This window comes from Quadrisphaera sp. KR29 (genome assembly GCF_052644995.1).
The window spans coordinates 56,166-78,363 of sequence record NZ_JBQXXG010000007.1; the positions used below are offsets into that span (position 1 = coordinate 56,166).

26 protein-coding genes, 3 pseudogenes and 1 riboswitch are annotated in these 22,198 nt (G+C 72.8%); of the genes and pseudogenes, 14 read left to right on the forward strand and 15 right to left on the reverse strand.

Annotated features, from left to right (window positions below):
• Window positions 1-50: 50 nt before the first annotated feature.
• The 4 genes and pseudogenes from ACUN9U_RS08265 to ACUN9U_RS08280 all read right to left on the reverse strand — a co-directional run bounded on the left by ACUN9U_RS08265 (window position 51) and on the right by ACUN9U_RS08280 (window position 3,781).
• Window positions 51-2,360, reverse strand: coding sequence for a CoA transferase (locus tag ACUN9U_RS08265; protein ID WP_445484593.1), 2,310 nt, complete (start codon window positions 2,358-2,360; stop codon window positions 51-53).
• Window positions 2,264-2,569 carry a hypothetical protein gene (locus tag ACUN9U_RS08270; RefSeq protein ID WP_445484600.1) on the reverse strand — a complete coding sequence of 102 codons (306 nt, stop codon included), beginning with the start codon at window positions 2,567-2,569 and terminating at the stop codon, window positions 2,264-2,266. The genes ACUN9U_RS08265 and ACUN9U_RS08270 overlap by 97 nt, the downstream gene beginning before the upstream one ends.
• A 270-nt stretch (window positions 2,570-2,839) precedes the next feature.
• Window positions 2,840-3,208, reverse strand: a pseudogene (locus tag ACUN9U_RS08275) (IS30 family transposase); the annotation flags it as partial.
• A gap of 144 nt (window positions 3,209-3,352) precedes the next feature.
• Window positions 3,353-3,781, reverse strand: a complete 429-nt coding sequence (locus ACUN9U_RS08280) for a DUF6157 family protein (protein ID WP_445484467.1) — start codon at window positions 3,779-3,781, stop codon at window positions 3,353-3,355.
• Window positions 3,782-3,835: 54 nt separating this feature from the next.
• Between ACUN9U_RS08280 and ACUN9U_RS08285 the strand changes: the two genes are divergently transcribed.
• On the forward strand, window positions 3,836-4,663 hold the full coding sequence (locus ACUN9U_RS08285; RefSeq protein WP_445484468.1) for a helix-turn-helix domain-containing protein: 828 nt from the start codon (window positions 3,836-3,838) through the stop codon (window positions 4,661-4,663).
• A 294-nt stretch (window positions 4,664-4,957) separates the two neighbouring features.
• On the opposite strand, the gene ACUN9U_RS08290 is transcribed toward ACUN9U_RS08285, so the two are convergent.
• A complete protein-coding gene (locus ACUN9U_RS08290) occupies window positions 4,958-5,389 on the reverse strand; it encodes a hypothetical protein (protein ID WP_445484469.1) in 432 nt (143 codons plus the stop codon).
• Window positions 5,390-5,971: 582 nt separating this feature from the next.
• Window positions 5,972-6,807: pseudogene (locus tag ACUN9U_RS08295) on the reverse strand (IS3 family transposase); the annotation flags it as partial.
• 327 nt (window positions 6,808-7,134) lie between these two features.
• Between ACUN9U_RS08295 and ACUN9U_RS08300 the strand changes: the two are divergent.
• Window positions 7,135-8,382 carry a glucose-1-phosphate adenylyltransferase family protein gene (locus tag ACUN9U_RS08300; protein ID WP_445484470.1) on the forward strand — a complete coding sequence of 416 codons (1,248 nt, stop codon included), beginning with the start codon at window positions 7,135-7,137 and terminating at the stop codon, window positions 8,380-8,382.
• Window positions 8,383-8,456: 74 nt separating this feature from the next.
• Here the strand turns inward: ACUN9U_RS08300 and ACUN9U_RS08305 are convergent, their stop codons facing one another.
• Together ACUN9U_RS08305 and ACUN9U_RS08310 are read right to left on the reverse strand one after the other, a co-directional pair.
• Entirely contained in the window at window positions 8,457-8,933 is a 477-nt protein-coding gene (locus ACUN9U_RS08305; protein ID WP_445484471.1) for a class I SAM-dependent methyltransferase, read from the reverse strand.
• Window positions 8,930-9,136 (reverse strand): hypothetical protein, encoded by a 207-nt coding sequence (locus ACUN9U_RS08310; RefSeq protein ID WP_445484472.1) that lies wholly within the window; start codon window positions 9,134-9,136, stop codon window positions 8,930-8,932. Before ACUN9U_RS08310 ends, ACUN9U_RS08305 begins: the two co-directional genes overlap by 4 nt.
• 147 nt (window positions 9,137-9,283) lie before the next feature.
• Here ACUN9U_RS08310 and ACUN9U_RS08315 point away from each other — a divergent pair, with 147 nt between their 5' ends.
• The 3 genes from ACUN9U_RS08315 (at window position 9,284) to ACUN9U_RS08325 (ending at window position 11,094) form a co-directional block, all read left to right on the forward strand.
• Window positions 9,284-9,424, forward strand: a complete 141-nt coding sequence (locus ACUN9U_RS08315) for a hypothetical protein (protein WP_445484473.1) — start codon at window positions 9,284-9,286, stop codon at window positions 9,422-9,424.
• Window positions 9,425-9,430: 6 nt separating this feature from the next.
• Window positions 9,431-9,586 (forward strand): hypothetical protein, encoded by a 156-nt coding sequence (locus ACUN9U_RS08320; protein WP_445484474.1) that lies wholly within the window; start codon window positions 9,431-9,433, stop codon window positions 9,584-9,586.
• Window positions 9,587-10,611: 1,025 nt separating this feature from the next.
• Window positions 10,612-11,094 (forward strand): VanZ family protein, encoded by a 483-nt coding sequence (locus ACUN9U_RS08325; RefSeq protein ID WP_445484475.1) that lies wholly within the window; start codon window positions 10,612-10,614, stop codon window positions 11,092-11,094.
• A gap of 141 nt (window positions 11,095-11,235) precedes the next feature.
• Here ACUN9U_RS08325 and ACUN9U_RS08330 read toward each other — a convergent pair whose 3' ends face one another.
• Window positions 11,236-11,598, reverse strand: a complete 363-nt coding sequence (locus ACUN9U_RS08330; RefSeq protein ID WP_445484476.1) for a YciI family protein — start codon at window positions 11,596-11,598, stop codon at window positions 11,236-11,238.
• A 366-nt stretch (window positions 11,599-11,964) separates the two neighbouring features.
• On the opposite strand from ACUN9U_RS08330, the gene ACUN9U_RS08335 reads away from it, so the two are divergent.
• Together ACUN9U_RS08335 and ACUN9U_RS08340 are read left to right on the forward strand one after the other, a co-directional pair.
• Window positions 11,965-12,957, forward strand: coding sequence for a helix-turn-helix transcriptional regulator (locus ACUN9U_RS08335; protein ID WP_445484477.1), 993 nt, complete (start codon window positions 11,965-11,967; stop codon window positions 12,955-12,957).
• A 121-nt stretch (window positions 12,958-13,078) separates the two neighbouring features.
• Complete coding sequence (locus ACUN9U_RS08340) at window positions 13,079-13,717, forward strand: fasciclin domain-containing protein (protein WP_445484478.1); 639 nt, start codon at window positions 13,079-13,081, stop codon at window positions 13,715-13,717.
• Between the two features lie 171 nt (window positions 13,718-13,888).
• Here the strand turns inward: ACUN9U_RS08340 and ACUN9U_RS08345 are convergent, their stop codons facing one another.
• Window positions 13,889-14,644 (reverse strand): class I SAM-dependent methyltransferase, encoded by a 756-nt coding sequence (locus tag ACUN9U_RS08345; RefSeq protein WP_445484479.1) that lies wholly within the window; start codon window positions 14,642-14,644, stop codon window positions 13,889-13,891.
• A gap of 143 nt (window positions 14,645-14,787) precedes the next feature.
• A complete protein-coding gene (locus ACUN9U_RS08350; protein ID WP_445484601.1) occupies window positions 14,788-14,985 on the reverse strand; it encodes a hypothetical protein in 198 nt (65 codons plus the stop codon).
• On the opposite strand from ACUN9U_RS08350, the pseudogene ACUN9U_RS08355 reads away from it, so the two are divergent.
• Together ACUN9U_RS08355 and ACUN9U_RS08360 are read left to right on the forward strand one after the other, a co-directional pair.
• Window positions 14,893-15,144: pseudogene (locus ACUN9U_RS08355) on the forward strand (alpha/beta fold hydrolase); the annotation flags it as partial. The gene ACUN9U_RS08350 and the pseudogene ACUN9U_RS08355 overlap by 93 nt on opposite strands.
• Window positions 15,145-15,409: 265 nt before the next feature.
• A complete protein-coding gene (locus ACUN9U_RS08360) occupies window positions 15,410-15,625 on the forward strand; it encodes an alpha/beta fold hydrolase (protein ID WP_445484602.1) in 216 nt (71 codons plus the stop codon).
• Between the two features lie 146 nt (window positions 15,626-15,771).
• Here the strand turns inward: ACUN9U_RS08360 and ACUN9U_RS08365 are convergent, their stop codons facing one another.
• Complete coding sequence (locus tag ACUN9U_RS08365; protein WP_445484480.1) at window positions 15,772-16,563, reverse strand: SDR family NAD(P)-dependent oxidoreductase; 792 nt, start codon at window positions 16,561-16,563, stop codon at window positions 15,772-15,774.
• A gap of 83 nt (window positions 16,564-16,646) precedes the next feature.
• On the opposite strand from ACUN9U_RS08365, the gene ACUN9U_RS08370 reads away from it, so the two are divergent.
• The gene (locus ACUN9U_RS08370) at window positions 16,647-17,162 is read left to right on the forward strand and encodes a MarR family winged helix-turn-helix transcriptional regulator (protein WP_445484481.1); all 516 of its coding nucleotides are present in this window, start codon (window positions 16,647-16,649) and stop codon (window positions 17,160-17,162) included.
• A 104-nt stretch (window positions 17,163-17,266) separates the two neighbouring features.
• On the opposite strand, the gene ACUN9U_RS08375 is transcribed toward ACUN9U_RS08370, so the two are convergent.
• Window positions 17,267-17,917, reverse strand: a complete 651-nt coding sequence (locus ACUN9U_RS08375; protein WP_445484482.1) for a LysE family translocator — start codon at window positions 17,915-17,917, stop codon at window positions 17,267-17,269.
• A gap of 185 nt (window positions 17,918-18,102) precedes the next feature.
• On the opposite strand from ACUN9U_RS08375, the gene ACUN9U_RS08380 reads away from it, so the two are divergent.
• The 3 genes from ACUN9U_RS08380 (at window position 18,103) to ACUN9U_RS08390 (ending at window position 20,177) form a co-directional block, all read left to right on the forward strand.
• Complete coding sequence (locus ACUN9U_RS08380) at window positions 18,103-18,867, forward strand: RNA polymerase sigma factor (protein ID WP_445484483.1); 765 nt, start codon at window positions 18,103-18,105, stop codon at window positions 18,865-18,867.
• Window positions 18,852-19,736 carry a hypothetical protein gene (locus tag ACUN9U_RS08385; RefSeq protein ID WP_445484484.1) on the forward strand — a complete coding sequence of 295 codons (885 nt, stop codon included), beginning with the start codon at window positions 18,852-18,854 and terminating at the stop codon, window positions 19,734-19,736. The genes ACUN9U_RS08380 and ACUN9U_RS08385 overlap by 16 nt, the downstream gene beginning before the upstream one ends.
• Window positions 19,737-19,928: 192 nt before the next feature.
• Entirely contained in the window at window positions 19,929-20,177 is a 249-nt protein-coding gene (locus ACUN9U_RS08390) for a hypothetical protein (RefSeq protein WP_445484485.1), read from the forward strand.
• A gap of 133 nt (window positions 20,178-20,310) precedes the next feature.
• Here the strand turns inward: ACUN9U_RS08390 and ACUN9U_RS08395 are convergent, their stop codons facing one another.
• Window positions 20,311-20,808 carry a beta-class carbonic anhydrase gene (locus tag ACUN9U_RS08395; RefSeq protein ID WP_445484486.1) on the reverse strand — a complete coding sequence of 166 codons (498 nt, stop codon included), beginning with the start codon at window positions 20,806-20,808 and terminating at the stop codon, window positions 20,311-20,313.
• Between the two features lie 158 nt (window positions 20,809-20,966).
• The gene (locus tag ACUN9U_RS08400; RefSeq protein WP_445484487.1) at window positions 20,967-21,434 is read right to left on the reverse strand and encodes an OsmC family protein; all 468 of its coding nucleotides are present in this window, start codon (window positions 21,432-21,434) and stop codon (window positions 20,967-20,969) included.
• A gap of 154 nt (window positions 21,435-21,588) precedes the next feature.
• A riboswitch (SAM riboswitch) is annotated at window positions 21,589-21,698 on the forward strand.
• A gap of 42 nt (window positions 21,699-21,740) precedes the next feature.
• Here ACUN9U_RS08400 and ACUN9U_RS08405 point away from each other — a divergent pair.
• Entirely contained in the window at window positions 21,741-21,845 is a 105-nt protein-coding gene (locus ACUN9U_RS08405; protein ID WP_445484594.1) for a putative leader peptide, read from the forward strand.
• Window positions 21,846-22,198 lie beyond the last annotated feature (353 nt).

Genomic DNA, 22,198 nt, shown 5'->3' on the forward strand with positions numbered 1-22,198 from the left:
GGTCACCTCCACCGCCGGAGACGGCTCGAGGCACTCGACAGGGGTCCGTCCTACTGCGGCAGTGGACCAGTGGGCAGCGACCAGGAGCCTGAAACCGCGCCTCCGCGCGACCAAGCGCTCGTCTCGGCCAGCAGGCCAGGCTCCTTGAGGACCGCTCGGGTCTGCGCACCTGGGAGCGGGCTGGTGCTGAGCCGTCCGCGCGGCCGTCCGGACCACCGCAGCCACGTGGGGTTGGGGAGGTACACCGGCCCTCGGCCAGGACCCTGGTCGACGAGGAGGACGTCCCCGGACGTCTCTTCGTGGATGGACAGGTCCTGCTGGGCGGTGTGCCGGGCGTCCCGGCGGAGCCGTCCGACGTCCTTCACCTCGCCGACGCTGAGACCGGCTGCGCGCAGCTGGCGGACGGCGTCGGCCGTGGGCAACGCCTTGAGCGCCCGTGCGACCTGCGGTGCTGCTTGCTGCTGTTCGGGGCACAACGGGACGCCGAAAGCATGGCTGAGAGCGGCACGCGACGAGGACCACGCCGCAGCGGGCAGCGCCAGGTAGACCCAGCCGTCCTCGGTGCGCAGCAGCCGGTCGGTGGCCGACCAGCCTCCCGAGGTGAGCCCCGTCGGCTCGTCCACCACGTCACCAATCATGAAGGGCAGCTGCACCCATCCGGCGATGCGGGCGAGCGAGGTGCGGCACACGACCTCCGTGGCGCCCTGCGTGCGGGCCCACAGCCCGACGAGGGTGCCGAAGGCGCCCGCGAAGCCGGTGGCGTAGTCGATGCAGGCGGCGACGCCGTGCACGGCAGGGGCGGCCAGCCCGCCGTAGCGGGACATCACACCCGTACCCGCCTGGATGGCGGGGTCGTAGGCGGGCCGGTCCTCCCAGCCGCCGGACCGCGATCCACCCCATGCGGTGACGGCGCTGACGACGACCGCGGGGTTGGCCGCATGCACCTGGGCCGGTGCGGCACCAAGCTTCTGGGCCTGTGAGGGGAGCTTGTTGTAGACGACCGCATCGACCTCGCGGAGCAGCCGCTCCATCAAGGCGTCACCCGCCCCCGTGGTGAGGTCGACGGCTGCGGAGCGCTTGCCCTGGTTGACCTCCTGCCCGATCCAGAGCAGCATCCGCGGCCCCATCCTGGGCGTCACCGGGTCGATGTGGAGCACGTCGGCACCGAGCTCGGCGAGCGTGCGGCTGACTGTCGGCCCCGCGATGACGTTCGCCAAGTCGAGGACCTTCATCCCCGCCAGCGGCGGCTGGGGTTCGGCGTCGATGGTCGGAGACGCGAAGACCGGCTCCTCGGCGGTGAGCCACCCGTTGAAGGGTGCCGGGGCGGCGTCGATGGAGAGCTCCGCAGTGTCGACCCCGTCGCCGTGCACGTCTGCGACCAGGCCCGGGGCACCGAAGGTCGTCCCGTCGGCGGAGCGGTGCGTGACGACGAGCCCGGAGTCCTGCACCGGGCTGAGCGCTCGCCACTCGTTCGTCGTCCGCTGCATCGCGCAGGGGACGCCGGCCTCACCCAGCACCTGCTCCCAGTGGGCCGCCGGGCGGGTGGCGAAGAGGCCCTGCATCCTGCGCTGCAGGCGCTTGAGGGCTCTGGTGTTGCTCCGGTAGGCGTAGACGTTGTCCTTCAGCGGCGGCGCGTCGAGCACGTCGCCGCGCTGCAGCCCGACGTCGGCGGCGAACGCGTCGAGCTCCAGCGCCCTCAGCAGCTTGTCGATGTGGTTCTGGTTGTCGATGACGATCACGAAGAGGTCGCGGCCGTCGGCGCACCGGTAGTTGCGGAACCACGGGGGCATCTGTCCGTTGAGGACCCGTGACGCTCCGGCAGCGAGCCCGGGAGGGAGCGTCCGCAGGTCGAGGCCGTCGATGAGGCGGGTCGGCAGCGCCGGCTCGTTGTAGCGCTTCGGCTGCCCCACGGTGCGCAGCAGGGGGCCCGCCGCTGCGGACATCGCGGCGTCGAGCAGCGGAGCGGTCACGTGATCACCGTGTCCGTCGCGCGCGCGGCCGACCAGCGCTGCGACGGTGCCGATGGAGGCGTGCAGCGCCGCGTACACGGAGGGCAGCGGCAGGGCGGTGAACACCGGTGTCAGGGAGAAGGCTGCGCCCCAGAAGGACAGGTCCGTCAGCAGCCCCGACTCAGCCAGGACCGCCCCCTCCCAGGCGGGCAGGTCGGCCCTCGGGTCGCTGGCTGCGTAGCCGGGCAGCGAGACGTAGATGAGTCCGTCGTTCCCGCGGCGCAGATCCTCTGGACCGAGTCCCCAGCCGTCCATCACCCCTGGCCTGAAGTTCTCGATGACGACGTGCGCGTCCGCAGCCAGTGCCCGCGCTCGCTCTCGGTCCTGGGGGTCGTGCAGGTCGAGCTCGATGCGCCGCTTGCCGCGGTCGAGGATCCCCGTCGACCCCGGGCGTGGGTGCGGGCCCAGGTCAGCAGCCGGGCGTAGCCGCCGGCGTTGGCGGGTTCGACCACGTGGACCTGCACTGCGCCGCTGGCGGCGTGCAGGACGGCCAGGTCGATGGTGTCGCGGTCGGGGTCTCCTCCGATGACGTAGTCGTAGTGCTCTGCCAGCATGACCATCGCGTTGTCCTTCCCATCGGGCGACGCCGTCGGTGCCGGCCTGGGAAGAGGTCACTGGTCGCGGCAGCACTGTGAAGGGTCACGCCGTGCGGCGGACAGGCTCCTGATCAAGCCAAGACGAGTGGGCCAGGCCGGTGCCGGCAGCCTGAGGGACAGGTCAAAAGAAGGGCACACCCGAGCACGCTCGGGTGGCCAGTGTTCTCGAGGGTCACCTCACGCTGCCGGCACCACTGTGCCCGGCCAGCCCTCCCGGGCCACTCCCACACTCACAGTGTTCTCATTCGAGCCCCGCTGCCACGGGGAGTTCGGGTCGCAGAAGTAGATCGCCATGTCGGTGGCCAGCGTGACCTGCGCGTGCTGGGCCATCTCCGTGCCCCGGTCCCACGTCAGCGACCGCCGCAGGTGAGCCGGCAACGTCTGGATCGTCGCCGTCAGCGCCTGCGCCACCGCGGGGGCGTCATGCCCACCGGGCAGGTGCACCAGCAGCACGTACCGGGTAGCACGTTCGACCAGCGTCCCGATCGCTGATCGGCAGTTCGACCCCAAGATCAGGTCACCTTCCCAGTGACCTGGCACGGCGCGGTCGCCAGCCTCAGCAGGCCGCTCACTGATGGACAACGCCCCCGGCAACGTGTCGCGCCGCCCCGGACTGGCCACGGTGTGCGGGCGGCGGACTGGCTTCCAGCCAGGACCAGTACGACCTCGCTTGGATGAGGATCCCCTGCCGAAGGCAGCCCGGACGGCGATGGTCAGCGTGCGACGGAGGGCGGCGGTATCAGCCGATTACGCGCGCTTGGATCGCATGGCCCGGAGCTGCTTGAGGGAGGGGTCCGCAGCCAGCGCCGCGTACTGCGCCGAACCCAGCGGCACCAGTGCCACTCGGCCGTCCTCATCGCTGTGGATGCCCCAGCCGTGCCGCTTGCCCAGGGGCGACGCCCGCAAGCACGCCTGCGCCCTGGCGAAGAACTCCACCCGGGCCGCCGGACGATCCTCTTCGGTCACGCCCTGCCGGTCGGCGTGCACGGTGAACAGCACGTCATCGCTGGTCAGCTCATACGGATGCTCACTGATCAGCTCGTACTGCAGGCTCGCCACCGTCGCCCGACCTGCGCGCAGCCCCGGCACCTCTGCGGCGCTGACGGGGCAGTCCTCGGCCACCTGGATGAAGGTGGCGCGGTAGTCGGTGGTGTGCACACCCGGCCTCGTGCTCATGGGACAGCATCCTCTTCACCACGTCCGAGAAGGTCTTGGCGAAAGGCGACACAGGTGCCGCAGCAGCCAGATCAGCCGATCGGTGTCACTGAGCGCACCGGAGCGCTGGTCCCAAGCCGGTTGGCCCTGTACGAGCCGGGCTGGGTCCACCCCACCCCAGGCTTGGAAGAGGTGGTGGACCGGTACTGGCACGTGCGCTGGCAGCTGCCCACACCGATCACCGAGCGGATCATCGACGTTCCCGCGATCACGCTGACGATCGAGGCCGGTGAGGTGCCGGCGCCGCTAGTCCTGACCGGTCCCGCGACCCGCGCCTGGCAACGCACCCTGACCGGATCCGGTGACGTCTTCGCCGTCCGCCTGCAGCCCGCTGGCCTGGCGGTGGTCAGCGACCTGGACGCGCACCTGCTGGTCGACGCAGTCGTACCCGTCACTGAACAGTTGGACGCGCGACTGCACCGCATGATGGCGGCCATCGCGGGGGCCTCGACAGTGGCTGACCGGGTTCAACTCGCTGATGAGGTGCTCGCAGCCGCGCTGGCTGAGCGAGCACCGGGCTCTGCGCAGCTGCTGGCCAACCGCGTGGTGCAGCGGCTGCGGGCTGAGGTGCACCCGCGCGCAGGTGAGGCACTGGGCGAGGTGGTGGGCGTTTCGCAGCGCTCGGTGCAGCGGGCGTTGTCGAGCACGCTGGGGCGAGGGCCAAAATGGGTGGCTCGCCGCGTCAGGTTGCAGGAAGTGGCGCTGGCATTGGCCAGCACCGATGAGGGCCTCGCCGAGATGGCCTCGCGGTTGGGGTACACCGATCAGGCCCACCTGACGCGGGACTTCCGCGCTGTTGCCGGCATCAGTCCGGGCCAACACCGGCGGACGGTACGCGGCTGATCGTCAGGACGAGCCTCTGGCGAGCCCGGCGACCGTCGGGACCTGAGCGATCAAGTTCCTAGGCCGGACCGGTCGGAAATCCCCTGCCGAAGGCAGCCCGCACAGCGATGGTCAGCGTGCCGCCGACCGGTCGGGGATCCCATCTGCGACGGACGGTGGCCTCGAGCACCAGCGCGCCGCAACGCCCTCTGATGCGGGCGGTGAGCGGTGGTCGGCGAGACACCCGCCGGAGCATGTTGGTCGGCGAGACGTCGACCGCGGCGCAGTCCTCAGCCGAGCCGAGCCACCGGCTGGCTAGGAGTCCAGAGGGTCGATGAAGCTCACCGCCGCAAGACCCCGCCTCGCAAAGCACGCCGGCAGCTCCTTGCGCCACTGCTCCACGAGGCCGTTGTCGGAGATGCCACCTCCCCCGCTACCTCCGTAGATGTCATCACCGACGTGCAGCTCAACCCCATCGGGAGTCACGACCCCCCTGCCGTCCTCGGAGACGGTCGTGCCGTGCTCGAGGACCAGGACCTTAGGGGTCGAGCCTCCGTCATCGAGTCCCCAGCAGTCGCCGTCGAGCCGGACGATGGTTCCGGGAACGCCGATCGCGGGCACGGCGCCGCTGTACTTCGCACCCACGAAGACCGACGTGCCGTCATCCAGCGTGAGCTGCGCTCCCGATGAGGAGCAGCCTGAGACGCCCGCAGCGCATGCGAGCAGTACTACGACTGACAGAGCCATGCGTAGACGCATCAGCACTCCTGAATCGGCTTCGCTGGGGTACGAGCATGACGTCGAGAGGCACCTGAGCGTTGCATCTGCCTGGGCGTCTCTGTGCTAGTCGACGGCTGACCGCGCCGGCGTTCGGCTCGAACGCCTGCGGCGGTGTCCACGGGTATGCACGCTGCTTCTGGTGGCAGTCCGCCCGACGGCGCACAGGCGTCGACAGGCAGCGTGCGCATAGCGATCGACTTGCGACACGCCCGGGATGTAGACACGCCGTTGCATCTCTGCACAGCTCGGCGATGACGACCGCGCTCCGCCGAACCGCTGTGAGCCACGCAGAGCAACGTGGGGCAACATTTGGCGCTCACCAGACCCATCTCCAACGAGGTGAGGGTGTCGGCGCAGGCCAGGACCGGGACGGTGGCGAGCTTGCGGGCGCTGAGCAGGCGCAGGTGCTCAAGCGGCGCGGTGAGGCGGGCGGTGAGGTCTCGAGGTGGCTGCTCAAGCGTCAGATCGCGCAAGACAGGGGAAGCCAAGACCGGGTCGAGCGCGGGGAACCACGGCGGGGTCTGCTGCACGAACAGGTGACAGCGGGGCTCAGGCGGCAAGTGCCACCTGAGTGCTGTTGATGGTCTCGTACTCCACCGGCGTCAGACGACCCAGCCGGACCTGACGACGCCGACGGTGGTAGGTCCTCTCGATCCAAGTGATGATCGCCAATCGCAGGTCCTGGCGAGTGGCCCAGCGACGCCGGTCCAGCACGTTCTTCTGCAACAGCGCGAAGAAGGACTCCATCGCCGCGTTGTCCCCAGCCGAAGCGACCTGCCCCATCGATCCGGCCAAGTCATGACGGCGCAGCTCGGCCAGAAATCTCCTTGATCGGGATTGCGACCCTCGATCCGAGTGCACGACGCACCCGGCCACCGCGTCGGTGCCGCCACGGCGGGCGACGGCGCCGCTCAGAGCGTCCACGGCCAGGCGGACTTCATCCGGTCGCTGACGGAGTAGCCCACGATCCGCCCGGAGTAGACGTCCTTGATGGCGCAGAGGTAGACCTTGCCCTCATCGGTGCGGTGTTCGGTGATGTCGGTCAGCCACAGCCGGTTCGGCGCCGTCGCGGTGAAGTCTCGGCGCACCCGGTCCTCGTGGGCTGGCGGGCCCGGCTTCTTGCCGTTCAGGGCGCGCTTCTTGCCGAACGCCGACCACCAACCGTTGTCGGCGCAGATGCGCCACACCGTCCTGTCACAGCGGTCGTGGCCGACCTCGCGGACCTCATCGGCCAGCAGCCGGTAACCGAACTCCGGGTCGGCGCGGTGAGCCTCGAAGACGGCGTCGGCCAGGTAGGCCGCCTCGACGTCGCGGTTGGTGAGTGGGGCAGCGAGCCAGCGGTAGTACGGCTGGCGGGTGAGCTTCCAGCAGCGTTGGAGCACTGCGCCTGACCTGCCGAAGGCGAGCGCACCGGGTCTGCGCTGACCGTCGGATCGAGGTCACCCCCGTCCGACCGAGGTGGTGCGTCGGCTACGCGGACCCGCCGAAGAAGCCGCGTGCGCGGCCGTAGGCGTCCTGCGCCGGCGCGTCCATCGCGCCGGAGCGGTCGCGGTGGCAGCGTGCACAGCGCTGGAAGTCCTCGCCGTCCTCGGTCCGCCCGGTCCGCCAGGCGTGGACGCCCAGCAGGCAGCGCAGCGGTCTTGTGGCCTTGCCGGTGCAGCCCGGGTCGCGGAGGGGTGGCAGCAGCAGCCGGCCGGGAGTAGGACTGGGCGATGGCCCACCCGCGCGTCCTGGCCCTGGTGCTGGCCGGCGGCGCCGGCAGCCGTCTGGAGCTGCTGACCGAGCACCGCGCCAAGGCAGCGGTCCCCGTCGCCGGCACCCACCGGATGGTCGACTTCGCGCTCAGCAACTGCGCGCACTCGGGCATCAGCGACGTGTGGGTGGTCGTGCAGTTCCACCCCGCCTCCCTGGCCGACCACCTGGCCAACGGCCGTCCCTGGGACCTGGACCGCACCAGCGGCGGCCTGATGGTGCTGCCTCCCCACCGCGGCACCCCCCGCGAGGGCTGGCACACCGGCACCGCTGACTCCCTGTGGCGCAACGCCGAGCTGGTGCGCCAGCACGGCCCTGAGGTGCTGCTGGTGATGAGCTCGGACGCCGCGTACACCCTCGACCTGGCCGACGTCGTCGAGGCCCACCTCGACTCCGGCGCCGAGGCGACGATGGTGACCACCCGGGTGGACCGCCAGGAGGCCTCCCGCTACGGCGTCGTCGAGGTGGAGGGAGCGCCCTCGCCCACCGCGCCGGACGGCGCGACGTCCTCGGGACGGGTGCAGCGGTACGAGTACAAGCCGCAGGAGCCGGACAGCGACGTGGTCACCACCGAGGTGTTTGCCTTCGACCCCACCAGGGTGCTGGAGCGGCTGGAGGGACTGGCCGCGGCCGTGCGGCGCGGTGAGGACGACGCCGGGGACGGCGACGGCGGCCTGGGTGACCTCGGGCACGCGCTGCTGCCGCAGCTGGTGGCCGACGGCGCCGCCCGCGCCCACCCCCAGCGGGGCTACTGGCGCGACCTGGGGACGGTGGCGGCCTACTGGACGGCCCACCAGGAGCTGCTCGACCTGGACCCACCGCTGGACCTGGACGACCCCGCGTGGCCGGTCCTCACCCGCGGAGGGCGGCGCAGCGCTGCCCGGGTACTCGCCGGTGCCCGCGTGGAGAACAGCCTGGTCTCCTCGGGCGCGCTGGTGGCCGGTGCGGTGCGCGGCTCGGTCCTCTCCCCCGGCGTGGTGGTCGAGGCGGGCGCCGAGGTGGTCGACTCGGTGCTGCTGCCTGGAGCGCGGGTGCTGGCCGGGGCGCGGGTGGAGAGGACGGTCGTCGACGACGACGTCGTGGTGGGCCGCGGCGCCAGCGTCGGGGGGTCCGGTGACGTCGCCCTGCTGGGCCACGCCGTGCGGGTGGAGGACGGGACGCACCTGCCCGCCGGCGCCAGGCTGCCCGCGCCTGAACCGGGCCGCTGACCGGCAAGCGATCGCCAGCCCTGCGATGACGGCAGGAGGATCGTCAGCGTCCTGCCGACCGGTCGAGCACCGGCTCAAGACGCAGTGGCCGGTGCTGTCCACACTGCGACGTAGCGCCAAAACAGTCCTCGACGGATGCGCACGCCCGGCAGCTCAGCCCTCATGGTCCGAGCGACCTGCTCGTAGGTCTCCTGTGCTGGTGCGGTGGGCGCGAGCATGTGCGCGGGGAATCCCGCGGCTGGGCGTGGGTGGACGAGCAGGCCGATGAGCGGGTTGAGGAGCAACGACACCAGGGACAGCACGCCGTCCTTCGACGTCTCGCGGTGAGTGCCGACGACCACCAGCCGCCCACCGGGACGCAAGGCTCTGCGGAGGGTGATCAGCGTCGCCTGCAGCGGGAGGTGGTGCAGGACCGCCACCAGGGTCACCAGGTCTACCGAGTCTTCTGGCAAGGCGGACCAGGTGGTGTGGTGGACGCTGGCGCCGGGCACAGCAGCGAGGGCAGCTGCCGCGTGGTGGGCGCTGGTGGCGTCGGCGTCGATGCCGGTCACGGTGGGCCTCCGGTGGCCAGGCGGCGCAGCAGGTGACCCGTGCCGCAGCCGATGTCCACCGCGTGGCTGCCTCCGGACGCGGCGACGCGGCGGGCGTGGTGCATGACCAGTGGGGCGTAGGCGTCGTTGTGGGACCACGGGTGGCGGGCGTTGAATCGGTCCAACTCGCTGAGCGCTCTCACGGTGATGCCGGACGCCCGCATCAGCACATCCTGCTGGAACGGTGGGACCGGTCTCCGCCCACGCTGACAGGTGGCCCACCACGTCGCCGGTGCGCCCGCGAGCGGGTGGCGACCGTCCGCTGACTCCCCCACCTGCAGCCACGAGGTGGCTGACACGCTGCAGCGGTGGTGAGCCGGTGGCAGGGACAGCCGTGGTGGCTGCGCGGCGTCGTCGCGGCCCTCGTGCTCCTGCTGCTCTACGGCACGGCTGTACACATCCTGCAGCTCCTGGCCGCTGCAGGTGAGCCGTACCCGGGCCTGCCGTGCTAGCTGCGGATGTACTTCGTCTCACTGACGGTCCTCGACCCGCTCGCCGCACTGCTGCTGGCGCGGCGCCAGCGGACGGGTGTGGTGCTCGCCGTCGTCGTCCTGGTCACCGATGCCGTCGCCAACGCGCTGGCCAACTACGCCTTCGACCCGCTGCGGGGGTGACGGCAGGCCGAGTGGGCCAGGCGGTCATCACCGTGCTCACTGTGGGCAGCGTGGCCGCTGTCCCGGCGCTGTGGCGCGCCACGTCCAGGCATGGGCAGTCCTGATGATCGACGTCAACGCCGGTGAGCAGAGGCGCACCGCCTCCGAAGGTGGGCCGGGCACCGACTGCCCGACGCACAGGGCGCGAGAGCAGCCTTGTTGAGCGGCGCGGACGATCCGTGCTCGCATCGACTGGCTGACGGTCATGTCGTGCGGCAGTGCCGCCAAGTCGCCCGCTGCGATGGGGACGCCCTGCGCCTCGGCGTGGGCGGCGATGCGCGTCCAGTAATCCCCGAGCAGCGTCCTCTGCGGAGTGGCCGTCGGGGGGCTCGTCAGGACCGACGACCGTGCGGGCGGTGTCCGCCAGCTGCTCCAAGGACGTGTGGGCCCAGATGTCGGGCGGCTCACTGGAGGACCAGCCCCGGTCGTCCAGCAGCGTCACCCGTCGTCCGCTCGTGAGCTGCAGCTCGAGCAGCGCTGAGACGTCCAGCCGATCAACGCTCGTGGCCGGGTCACCGGTCGGCTCGTCGAGGTCGATGGACGTCACGAGCCGCTTTGCTCTTGGCAGGGGCTGAGCCGGGCGCACGCGGCTGCCGCGAGGCCATGGACGCATGGCTGACCTGACCGGACAGCGACGGGTGAGCGTGCCGCTGATCGAACAGCGATCCCCCTGCGACGGACGGCGGCCTCGAGCGGGCGTCAGTCGTAGCGTCCGGGAGCTGGCGTTGCCGGAGCCGCACCGGGTGCGGGGAGCGACGGACAGGCGAACCACGGATCGAGAGACCCTTGTTGCTGCCGATCACGCGCCCCAGGCTGGGTGGCACACCCGCTCAGTGAGGACCTGACATGGCTGGCCGCATGCCGACTGCTCCGCGAGGAGAGCCGCTCGAGCCTGCACGTCGTGCGACGGCCTCGGCAGGGGAGGCCCGCAGCGTGGGTCACCCGATCCACGGTGACGCGCTCGAGAGGCCCGGGGAGGCCGCCTGATGACGGATCCGCCCACCCACGGCTCAGCAGCTGCTCGGCCACACCGCCTCCACGTCCTGGTCGTCCTGCTCCTCGCCCTCGCCGCTGCGGCTGCTCTCACCCTGCGCCCGGTCGGCGACGGGTGGGCCTGGGGAGCGCCGGTGGTCGAGCTCCGCTGGTACGCGCAGGGGCTCCGCTCCCCCGGCACCGTCGTCCAGCTGGTGGGCAACCTCTTCCTGCTGGTGCCTGCCGCCGTGGCGGCCGTGCTGCTGCAGCCGAGGCTGGCACGGCTCCCCCTGCTGGTCCCGAGCGCGCTGGCGACGGGGTTGGTGATCGAGGTGCTCCAGTGGTGGCTGCCGCTGGGGAGGGTCGTCTCGCCCGTGGACGCCACGCTCAACGCCGCAGGAGCACTGCTGGCCGGGCTCCTCACCGGGCTGGTGGTCGGGTGGCCGACAGCGCGGCCACCCGACCAGGCGCAGCGCCTCCGCGCCGCCGGTGGGTGAGGAGGCACGCGTGGCGGCGGTGGCCCCTGCAGCAGACGACCCCTTCTGATGGCACTGGCAGGCGCCCGCTGGAAGTCGAGATGACCGGAGCTGCAGCTAGTGGGCAACACCTCTCGGGTGGTGCCCTTCCCGGGGAAGTGCTCAGAAGGGGTTGCTGCTCGGGTCCACGACCGGGCGGACCTCGACCCCGCCCCCGGGTGCCGGAGCCGGGCACCACGTGGCGATCTCGATGGCGTGGTCCCGGTCGCGCGCCTCGATGACGTAGTAGCCGTTGACGGCCTCCCTGGTGCTCAGGAACGGGCCGTCCACCACCTCCCCGCCACGCTTGATCGTGGTGGCCGACGACGGGGGCGCGAGCGCCTCCCCGCCGGTGAGGGACCCCCCGAGCTCGGAGACCTTCTGCACGAAGGTGCCGTGCGCGGCGACCACCGCGGGCCAGTCCTCGGGCGACAGGCCCGCGTAGTAGGCCGGGTCTTCGACGATGAGGATCGCGTACTTCGGCATGGGGCTTCCTCCTGCACTGGGTCGCGGGCCGGCTCCTCCGGCCCCTGCACCCTCCCGTCGAACAGCCCGGCCCCACATCGACAACCAGGTCGCCTCTCCTTCGCGAGCTCCTCGAACCGCCGCCGTCCGTGGCGAGGTCTGCTCTGCCTGTCGGCGGCGGCGCCTCGTCGAGGACACCCGACGTCCTGCCGACGGGACGGCGATGGTCAGCGCGCCCTCGACGATCGTCACCGTCGCGCCGACCGGATGCCCAGGTGCGGACGCGAGGCGACCCCCTGGCCCAGGACGCTGGCGCCTTGTACCGATCGGGGCAGCCTCACTGCTGTCAGCGCCAGGTGAAACAGCCACCCACCCAGCGGCCCGGCCGTGGAGGGCAGGAGCGTGCACACCGAGGACCTGCCCACCCCACCGGTGAGGACACTCCGCTTCGCCTCCGCTGACGAGCCCGAGATCGTCGACTTCATCGAGCGCGTGTACGTCGACAACTCCACCCGCTTCTCCGCGTCCACCAGCGACGCCCGCTTCTCGGCAGCGGTGTGCGACACGGACGCCCTCGGCGCTCAGAGGGTCAGGAGCACCCTCGACTACAGCGGCACCAGCCAGGACGGCTTCGCCGAGTCCTTCCTGACCAACCTGGTCAACTCCGGCACCGTGGACATCACCAGCCGCCACGTCAGCTCGACTGCGTCGACCGGGCAGGTCACCGCCTTCCCCATCGACTTCACCGCCCACCAGCTCGACGCCACCAACCTGCGCCTGCCGATGGCCGCGATCCGTGCCTGCGCCGAGGAGATGACCGGGCTACCTGGCGAGCAGCTGCGCTTCCACGCACTCACGCCCCTCACCCCCGCGATGGACCTCTGCTGGGCGGCCTTGACCATCACCATCAGCGGCGCACTGGCCGAGACCGACTCCCCGCTGGCCTCACCGCTGCTGGCCGAGCAGATGTCCCGCACCGCGGCCATGGCGGCGCTGCACGTCTTCCCCAACACCACCATGGACCACCACCACCGGGCCGGCCCGGGCGAGGTGCGACCAGCCGCACTGCGCCGCGCGGTGGCCTACCTGGAGGCCCACGCCGACCGGCCCGTCACCCTCTCCCAGGTCGCCGCAGCGTGCGGGGTGAGCACTCGCGCGCTGCAGTACGCCTTCCGCCGCCACCTGGGCACCACCCCCCTCGGCCACCTGCGCCGGGTCCGCATCGAGTGCGCCCACCGCGAGCTGCGCACCGCTGATCCCGCCCGCGGTGACACCGTCGCCGCCATCGCCGCGCGCTGGGGGTTCGCCAACGCGGGCAGGTTCAGCGTCGCCTACCGGGAGGTGTTCGGGGTGCCGCCGTCTCAGACGCTGCGTGCCTGAGCCGCTGTCAGCGGCCGGGTGCATCCAGATCCCCCTCGCGAGCCGAAGAGGGGTCAGGGTGTCGACGACGACGCCCCGGGGCACCCACCGTGCACCGCCCACCGCTCGCAAGGAGTCACCGATGAGGATCCGTCGTCTTGCTGCGTCCCTGGCCGCCACCGCCCTCGCCGGCACGGCGCTCGTGGGCCTGGCACCCGCCGCGTCCGCCACCACCGGCACCACCAGCCTCGCCTCCGTCCTGGCCGCCGACGGCAGCGGGTTCGACGGCGACTGGCACGACTTCGACATCGTCGACAACGCGGTCGCGGCCGTCCTCGCCGCCAAGCCGAGCAGCCCCGTGGCAGTGCTCGCCGACGGCGCCGTGCCGCTGACGGCGTTCCTCCCCACCGACCGTGCGTTCCAGAGGCTGGTCAAGGACCTCACGCACCACTGCTACGGCTCGGAGGAGGACGTCTTCACGGCGCTCGCCGGCGCCGTCGGGATCGACGCGATCGAGCAGGTGCTGCTCTACCACGTCGTGCCCGGCGCGACGATCGAATCCGCCGCCGCCCTCGCGTCCGACGGGGCCGTGCTCAGCACGGCCCAGGGCGGCACGATCACGGTCGACGTCCGCGCGCCGAAGATCCCGCTCGTCGTGCTGCGCGACGCGGATCGCGACGCCCGCGATCCGCGGCTGGTGCCGAGCGCGCTCGACATCAACGCCGGCAACAAGCAGATCGCCCACGGCATCACCCTCGTCCTGCGGCCGGTCGACCTGTGAGCCGCCGGCGCCCGCCCGGCCACCACCGGGCGGGCGCCGGACCGCAGACGGCGCTCGCGCCACGACGCCAGGCCGGCCCTGCACACCGCGCTGCGCTCCACGCCCGTGGGCGCCTCCCACCGCGTCGGGTGGCCGTCGTGCTGCGCTCCGGTGCGCGGCAGTGCGCAGTGCTCAGGTCGGCGGGGTGGGCTGCAGCACGACCATCCAGGACTGGTAGTGCTCGACCACCCGGCCTCCCAGGTCCCGCACAGCGCAGGCGGCCCGGTCGACCTCCGTCGAGCTCCAGTCGCTGAAGGTGCTGAACAGGGCGCGGACCTCGTCCTCGCCCAGCTCGATGCTCCACCGGTAGCGCTGGACCTCCTGCGCGGTGAACAGACCGCCGCGCGTCAGCTCCGCGGTGACCGCCTCAGCGTCCTCCGCGTCGGGTCCCGGCCGGGGCGGGCTGTCGCGCTCGTCGACGATCCGCGCCACCCGGTGGCGGAAGGGCGTCGAGGACGTGGGGTCGCCGAACACGTTGCGCCAGACCAGGAAGCGGCCCTCGGACGTGAGGAGCCGGTGGATGGCGGGCAGGACGACGCCGAGGTCCATCCAGTGGATCGACGTCGCGGCCACGGCGAGGTCGTAGGAGGCGGCCCGCAGGCGGAGACCGTCCAGGTCCTCGGCCCGCGCTCGGACGACCGCGGCGCGGGGGTGGGCGGCGCGCAGCTCATCGGCCAGCCGGGGGCCCGGTTCGACAGCGGTGACGTGCAGGCCGGCGGCCAGCAGCGGACCGGTGGCCTGGCCGGACCCAGCACCGAGGTCGAGCGCCCGGGCACCCGGCCGCAGGAGCCCGAGAGCAGCGATGCGGTCCCACAGCGCCGTGGGGTGGGGCGGCCGAGCGCGGGCGTAGGTCGCCGCGTGCTCCTCGAAGTGCCGTGGGTCGACCACCCGGAGACCGTACGGACGACGCAGCGGCCGTGCCGTGAGACGGCGAGCGCCCGGAGTGCGTCCTCGCGCCTCCTCGACCGAGCAGACCCGTTGACGGGCGGTCCTACCGTGCTCCCGTGGGGACGCACGAGCGGTTCGCAGCCTCAGGGGCGTTGCAGCTCTGGACCGAGAGGACGGGAGATCCGGCGCTTCCTGCCGTCCTCCTGGTCAGCGGATCGGCGGCTCAGGGGATCAGCTGGCCCGATGCCCTGGTCGACCGGCTGGTCGAGCGCGGGGTGCAGGTCATCCGGTTCGACCACCGCGACACCGGGCGCTCCAGCGTCGTCGACTTCGACGCCCACCCGTACACGATCGGCGACATGGCGAGGGACTGCCTCGCCGTGCTGGACGGGTACGGGCTGGCCTCCGCGCACGTGGCCGGCGCCTCCCTCGGCGGCATGATCGCGCAGTGGCTCGGCGTCCACGCCCCCCACCGCGTCCGGAGCCTCACGGTGATCTCCAGTTCGCCCATGGGCCACGACCCGAGCGCGCTGTGGGCTCGGGCGCGGGCCGGTGAGCCCGCCGACCCCGACGACCTCCCGCGCCGGCCTACCTCGAGCACCTCGCTGCGCAGCTGTCCCCGGGTGTGGAGTCCGACGTCGCTCTGTTCCGGGTCTTCAACGGCCCTGTCCGGCCCTTCGACGAGGACGCCGCGCGGGCGGTGCTGGAGCTGGCGAGGGCGCGTGCTGTCGACCCGGCCGCGGCGGCCAACCACCACCGGGCCGTGTGGGTGGAGGACCCCGCCTGCTCACCCCGCTGTCGACGATCACAGCGCCGACCACGGTCGTCCACGGCGACCAGGACCCGATCTACCCGCTCGGGCACGGCGAGGCCCTGACGGCTGCGATCCCCGGGGCGGACTTGTGGGTCGTGCCCGGCATGGGTCACGTCCTGACGTCCCCCGGTCTGCCCGAGGAGGTCGCGGACCTCATCCGGCTCTGAGGCGGCCCGGCACCTCGCGGGTGCCGCGTGGTCGACGTCCCCCGACGGCCGGCTGGTCCGGGCAGAGCCGCGGCGAAGGCCACGTGACCACCGGCCTGGCGACCCCGGACCGGCTGCTGGCCGCTCACGCGGGACGGCCCCACAGGTCACAGGACCTGGACCAGCGCGCCTCCGTCTGCGCGCAGGGCGCTGCCGTTGGTGGCCGAGGCCAGCGGGCTGGCGAGGTAGGCCACCATCGACGCCAGCTCGGCGGGCTCGAGGAAGCGCTGCACCAGTGACGTGGTGTTCCGCGCAGCGATGGCAGCCTTGACCACCTCCTCGCTCGCGCCCTGGTCCTGGGCGATGGAGCGGACGGCCGAGGCGACGCCGTCGGAGTAGGTCGGCCCGCCGATGACGGAGTTCACCGTCACCCCGGTGGCACGGGTGAGCTTGGCCAGGCCGTTGCCGAGCGCCAGAAGGGCCGCCTTGGTGACGCCGTAGTGGACCATGTCCGCGGGCACGTCGATGCCGGACTCGCTGCTGATGAGCACCACGCGCCCCCAGCCGCGCTCGAGCATGCCCGGCAGCAGCGCCCGGGACAGGCGCACGGCGCTCATGACGTTGACGTCGTGGTAGAGCTGCCAGTCCTCGTCGCCGACATCGCCGAACGGCTTGACCTCGAAGAGGCCGACGTTGTTGACCAGGACGTCGACGTCGCCGACCGCGGCGAGGAGGTGCCGCACCTGCTCGGCGTCGGCCACGTCGCCCGCGGCGCCGGACACGTCGGCGCCGGCGACCTCGGCGCGCAGGCGGCGCACAGCGTCCCGGACCGCGGCAGGCGTCCGGCCGTGCAGGACGACCGCGGCTCCCTCGCCGGCCAGGGTGCGCGCCACCGCGAAGCCGATGCCGCGCGTCGAGCCACTGATGAAGGCCCGCTTGCCGGCCAGCTGTAGGTCCATGGCGCTCCCTGCGCTCGATGACTTGCTTGGGCAAGTGACGCTAGCAGGTCGCTTGCTCAGACAAGTGACCTACGCTCAGTGCCGTGCGCTCCGACTCCGTCCCGACCGCGGACGAGGCCACTCGCCCCTCCCACCTGCACGGCGAGGAGCTGGCGACCTGGTCAGGGCTGGCGACCGTCCTGGAGTGGCTGCCGACCCTGCTGGACGCTCAGCTGAAGCGCGACGCGGGCCTGACGCACTTCGAGTACGGCGTCCTGTTCGCTCTGGCGAACGCGCCCGAGCGCCGCCTGCGCATGTCCGTGCTGGCCGGCTACGCGAACAGCACGCTGACCCGCCTCTCGCGAGCGGTCACGCGCCTGGAGGGTCGCGGGTACGCCCGGCGTTCAGCCGACGACGAGGACGGCCGGTACACCGTGGCGCTCCTCACCGACGCCGGGTTCACCGCCTTCCAGGCCGCCACCCCCGGGCACGCCGCCCTGGTGCGCCAGCTGGTGCTGGACGCACTGACTCCGCAGCAGCAGGGTCAGCTGCGCACGATCACCGGGCGCATCCTCGAGGCAGCGGGCCCAGGGACTCCCTGGCCGGCGACGGGGCGCTGATGTCACGCACCGGCGCCTCCTGATCGGCCACGACCGGGTCAGACCCCCTTCCGGGCCCGGCGTCGACGACGACCTGCACGGCGGCGTCGCTCCTGCGCTCGAGCTCAGGGCTGGCGGTCGCTCAGCGCGATCGTGCCGCCGACGCCGATCATCATCACTCCTCCAGCAGCGCCGAGGCGGGGCAGGCGACGCGGGTCTCGGGTGAGCCAACCGCGGGCAGCGCCAGCACCCAGCGCCCAGGCGGTGTCGAAGCCCAGCCCGATGACCAGGTGGAGCATCCCGAGGACCAGGACCTGGCTCCAGACCGGCCCTGCGGCCGGGGCGGTGAACTGCGGCAGGACCGCGAGGAAGAAGACCACGGACTTGGGGTTGGAGAGGCCCACGAGGAAGCCCTCCCGCAGCGACCTGCCAGCGGGGACGGCCGCGGACCGGGTCTCGCCGGTGGCCGTCGCTGCAGCCGTGGTGCGGTGGCGGTGCCGGATGGCCTGCAACCCCAGGTAGACGAGGTAGAGGGCCCCGACCGTCTTCAGGACGGTGAAGGCGAGCACGGACTGCGCCACGAGGGCCCCCACACCGGCGGCGACGGCGAGGACCTGCGGCACCATGCCCAGGGCGTTGCCCAGCACGGTGAGCAGGCCCACGCGTCGCCCGGAGGCGAGCGACCGGCCGACGACGAACAGCACGCTGGGTCCGGGGACGGCGATCAGGGCTGCCGCAGCGAGGGCGAAGGCGGCGAGGTTCGCGCCGGGAGGCATGGGCGCACGGTAGCGATCGTCCGGGCCCGCGGCGTGGTGGTGCAGGCTCCTCGGAGCGGCGGGCCCGCGCGGAGGTGCCGTGGGGCCGAGCCGTCTTCGCCGAGCTTCGCCGAGCGGGTGTGACAGCACGCGCTCCGCTGGACATGTAGGGGTGTGAGACGAACAGCCCACCACCGGAGACCGGCGTGAGCCCCGGGCGCCAGCGGCACCTGTGGTCCCTGACCAGGCCCTCCCGCCCCGCACCGGAGGCCCCAGCGGGGGCAGCCGGCGACGCTGACCGCCGCGAGCGCCTGACGCAGCTGCACGAGGCCTCCTACGCCGACCTGCTGCGCTTCGTGCAGCGCCGCGTCCCCGGCCCGGAGGCCGAGGACGTGGTCGCCTCGGTGTTCGAGACCGCCTGGGTGCGCCTGGACGAGGTGCCCGTCGAGCTGGCGGAGGCGCGTCCGTGGCTGTTCGGGGTCGCCCGCAACGTGATGGCCAACCACCACCGCGCAGCGGTGCGCCGCACCGGCCCGGCGGTGCGCCTGGCCGGGTCGACGGCCCCGGACGCGGACGTGCAGGCCGGTGACCACGACGGCGTCAGCGCCCGCGTCGACCTGGTGCGCGCCTGGCGGACCCTGGCCGCCGCCGACCAGGAGGTGCTGTCGCTGGTCGCCTTCGACGGGCTGCGCGGTGAGCAGGCCGCGCGGGTGCTCGGCGTCAGCCGCTCGGCGTTCGCGATGCGCCTGCAGCGGGCCCGCCAGCGGCTGGCCACCAGCCTGCACGACGGCACCGCGGACACCGCCCACCGCGCGGACGGCCGCAGCGTCGCGGGCGGCGGCTCCAGCTTCCCGTGCCCAGACCCGTCCAGCGGCCGGCCTGGCAGAGCGACCCGCTCGCTCGTGACCGGCCGCAGCGCTTCCCCGACGACCCCCGGCTCCCTGCAGGAGATGACATGGCCCAGCACCTGACCCCCCACCCCGGCGACGCAACCGACGACGAGCTGCTGCGGGCCCTGGCCGAGCTCGACCCCCAGCGCGCCACCGACACCGCACCCGAGCAGTGGGCGCGCTCGCGCGCCCGGCTCCAGCACCTCATGACCACCCGGACGTCCGCCCAGACGTCCGCACCGACTTCCGCACCGACGACCCTCGAGGAGACCCAGCAGATGAGCACGCAGGTGAGCACCCGCCCGAGCGACCGTCGCGTCGCGACGACGGCGCCCCGCGGCCGGCGCCGGGTGGTGCTGGGACTGTCCGCAGCTGCAGCCGCAGCCCTCATCACCGCCGCCGGCGCTGTGGTCCCGTCCGCCTCCACCATCGCCTACGCCGGCTCCTGGAGCGCCGTGCCGACCGAGGCGAGTGCGGCGGCGGGCCTGGCGCAGGCCCTCGAGTGCGCGAGCAGCTGGCAGCAGCAGCCCGCCGGTGGGCTGAGCGCGGCGGACGTGCTCATCGCCGAGCGGCGCGGTGACTCCTCGGTCACGGTGGTGCGCAAGGACGACGGCGCAGTGCTCTGCACGGCCATCGACAGCGCCACCCCCACCGGGTGGGAGGCGATGGCGCCGACGCGGGCGATGGGTGCCCAGGAGGTGACCGTGGAGTCCTCCGGCAACAGCGGGACCTGGCCGTTCGCGCGCTCCACCGTCTCCGGCCAGGTCGGGGCGGGTGTCACCGGCATCGAGGTGCTGGCGGGAGGGAAGACGGTCACCGCGTCGGTGGCAGGCGGGCGGTGGGTGGCGTGGTGGCCCGGTGACGAGGGCGGCGAGGTCGGAGCGGTGCAGGTGGTCATCCACACCGCCAGCGGGGAGCGCACCGTCCCCTCCAGCGACCTCTACCTCTGACCAGCACGTCCACCCGTGAGCGCGGCGTGGACCGGGCCCTGAGCGGGCGCGGTCCGCGCCGCGCGCCGCGTGGCGCGCCACCTGCGCCGACCGGCGGCCCGTCGCAGCCCACCACCGAGGAGCTCTGGTCCGCGCACGTCCTCCCCCTGCTCGCCCACCGGCTCCCCCGCGCCCTCGCCGACACCGCTGCCGGTGCCCACACCCCCGACCCCCGACGCCGCGAGGGCCGATGCCGTCGTCGTGCTCGTCGCTCCCGCGCAGGCCCGGGTCAGGGCACTGGCCACCTTCGCCCTCCAGGTCCGCGCCGCCGCGGTGCAGGGTCGGGTGGTCATCGACGACTCCGCCTGCCGGTCCTGGTCACCGGGACAGCGCCTGGTGCTCGAGCGCCTTCGGGCGCTCGCGGACAGCTGCGCGCGGCGAGCGGTCGCGGCTGCCTCGTGAGCGGCGCACATCGCGGTGTGCGCGACCGGCACGAGCGTGGTGCGGGGAGCCGTGTCGGGGGCCCTGGCGCACCAGCACGCGGTCCTCGCCCGGCGGAGTCCCGCAGCCGGCCGTGGAGCGCCGTCGCGTCCCGTCAGGCAGCGACCTCGCGCAGGGTGCCGTCAGCGACGTCGTAGACGAAGCCGCGCACCGAGTCCTTGTGCGGGATGGACGGCTCCTCGCGGATGCGGGCGATGCTGGCGCGCACGTCGTCGTCGAGGTCGCCGAAGGCTCGGGCGGTGCCCCAGCCGGGGCGTGAGCCGGTGTCGGCGGCGATGGCCTCGGCGAAGTCCTCGTCGGTGAAGGTGAGCATCCCGCAGTCGGTGTGGTGGATGAGGATGATCTCGGTGGTGCCCAGCAGCCGCTGGCTGATCGCCAGGGACCGCAGCTCGTCGTCGGTGACGACGCCGCCGGCGTTGCGGATGACGTGGGCGTCCCCGAGCTCCAGGCCCAGCAGGGCCTGGGGGTCCAGGCGGGCGTCCATGCACGCCAGCACGGCGACGTGCTGGGCGGGAGGCAGGGGCAGGGAGCCCTCGGTGAAGCGGTCGGCGTAGGCGCGGGCGTTCTGCAGCAGCTGGTCGGTGGTGGACACGGGAAGACCTCCGGCATCGCAGGGGTGGGGGGGTGGGTGCGGCGCTGCCGCCCCGGCGCCGTCGTCGTCAGCGATCCAGGCGCCGGGTCAACGACAGCGCTGCGACGCGGTGCGCAGGAGGTCGACGTGCGAGCGCCTGGACATCCGCACCGGGTCGCTCACCGCGCGAGCGGGGTCTTGACCCACTCGCTGGTGTAGTCGAGCCCGCTGCGCTTGAACATCTGCGTCACCGGGCAGCGGCGCTCGGTCTCCGCCTGGAAGGTCTCGAAGACCTCCTCGGAGGCGTCGGTCTGCACCTCCACCCTCACCGAGACGCGCTCGAAGTTGGCGTTGCCCTCGGCCCCGCCGGCGATGACGGAGGGGTCCAGGTCGCCCTGGATGCGGAAGGACCAGGTGCCCACGGCGATGCCCAGGCCGGAGGCGACCAGGCTGCCGGTGACCTGGTTGCAGCTGGTCAGGGCTCCCAGCAGGTAGCTCAGGGGGCTGGGGGCGGCGTCCTGCCCGCCGAAGGAGGGGTAGGTGTCGGCGGTGAAGACGTGCTCGTGCTCACCGGCGACCACCAGGCGCTGGGCCACGCCGGTGCCCTCGGCGTCGAGGACGAAGGGCACGGTCTGCTTGACGGGCATGGCGCGGACAGTACGTGTCGCGGGCGACCATCCGTCAGACCCCGTCGCGGATCCAGGCCGACCTCCGCCGCGAGCGCACGGCTCCCCTCCCCCGGGTCGGCTCGCGCGGGAGCCGTCTTGACGCAGGCGACGGGGACCTCCTAGGTTCCTCCCAGGTCAAGAGTTGCAGCGGAAAGCCCTGGCTCGCTGCACGGCAACCCTCCTCCGCGGTGGGGTGCCCCAGGTGACGACCCGGCTGGGCGGAGCGTCCAGCAAGCGCGGCTCTGCGGAGCCTTGAGCTGAAGGACCGACGTGCACCTCTCGCCGGTGATCGCTTGCCAGAGCCAGACAGCTTCACGACGTCGCCACGTCGACCTGCGCCGCACCGCGAGCGCGACCTGTTGCACGTGGCTGCACCGTCCTGCGTCCTGAGCGACGACCCCCCGTCCTGAGCGAGGACAGCTCCCCGCCGGTCCGTCCGGCTGGGTGCCCCGTCCCAGCCCCGGAGCTCGTCGCCCGACCCTGGTCGCGTCCGGTCGCTGCCGCTGCCTGAGCAGGTGCGCCCGCTCGACCGGCGGCGAGCCGGCCGTGCCCGGGGCACGGCGGCCGGCCGACCAGCAGGCACCAGCGTGCAACGGCCACGTCCTCCCGCGCGCTGACGGGCTCGCACCCACCACGCGCTGACAGGGCGCCGCTGCGCCCGGACCCGCTGGAAGCGGTCCGAGCGGCGACCCCTCACGCCCACTCCCCCGGGGACGGTCCGCCCGACGGACGTCGGCGGCCCC

Bases quoted from the DNA above. Each gene is read 5' to 3' on its own strand.
- ACUN9U_RS08270 (WP_445484600.1), bottom strand. From the start codon at position 2,569: ATGGTCATGCTGGCAGAGCACTACGACTACGTCATCGGAGGAGACCCC.
- ACUN9U_RS08280 (WP_445484467.1), bottom strand. From the start codon at position 3,781: ATGAGCACGAGGCCGGGTGTGCACACCACCGACTACCGCGCCACCTTC.
- ACUN9U_RS08290 (WP_445484469.1), bottom strand. From the start codon at position 5,389: ATGGCTCTGTCAGTCGTAGTACTGCTCGCATGCGCTGCGGGCGTCTCA.
- ACUN9U_RS08300 (WP_445484470.1), top strand. From the start codon at position 7,135: ATGGCCCACCCGCGCGTCCTGGCCCTGGTGCTGGCCGGCGGCGCCGGC.
- ACUN9U_RS08310 (WP_445484472.1), bottom strand. From the start codon at position 9,136: ATGCGGGCGTCCGGCATCACCGTGAGAGCGCTCAGCGAGTTGGACCGA.
- ACUN9U_RS08320 (WP_445484474.1), top strand. From the start codon at position 9,431: ATGTACTTCGTCTCACTGACGGTCCTCGACCCGCTCGCCGCACTGCTG.
- ACUN9U_RS08325 (WP_445484475.1), top strand. From the start codon at position 10,612: ATGACGGATCCGCCCACCCACGGCTCAGCAGCTGCTCGGCCACACCGC.
- ACUN9U_RS08330 (WP_445484476.1), bottom strand. From the start codon at position 11,598: ATGCCGAAGTACGCGATCCTCATCGTCGAAGACCCGGCCTACTACGCG.
- ACUN9U_RS08340 (WP_445484478.1), top strand. From the start codon at position 13,079: ATGAGGATCCGTCGTCTTGCTGCGTCCCTGGCCGCCACCGCCCTCGCC.
- ACUN9U_RS08365 (WP_445484480.1), bottom strand. From the start codon at position 16,563: ATGGACCTACAGCTGGCCGGCAAGCGGGCCTTCATCAGTGGCTCGACG.
- ACUN9U_RS08375 (WP_445484482.1), bottom strand. From the start codon at position 17,917: ATGCCTCCCGGCGCGAACCTCGCCGCCTTCGCCCTCGCTGCGGCAGCC.
- ACUN9U_RS08385 (WP_445484484.1), top strand. From the start codon at position 18,852: ATGGCCCAGCACCTGACCCCCCACCCCGGCGACGCAACCGACGACGAG.
- ACUN9U_RS08400 (WP_445484487.1), bottom strand. From the start codon at position 21,434: ATGCCCGTCAAGCAGACCGTGCCCTTCGTCCTCGACGCCGAGGGCACC.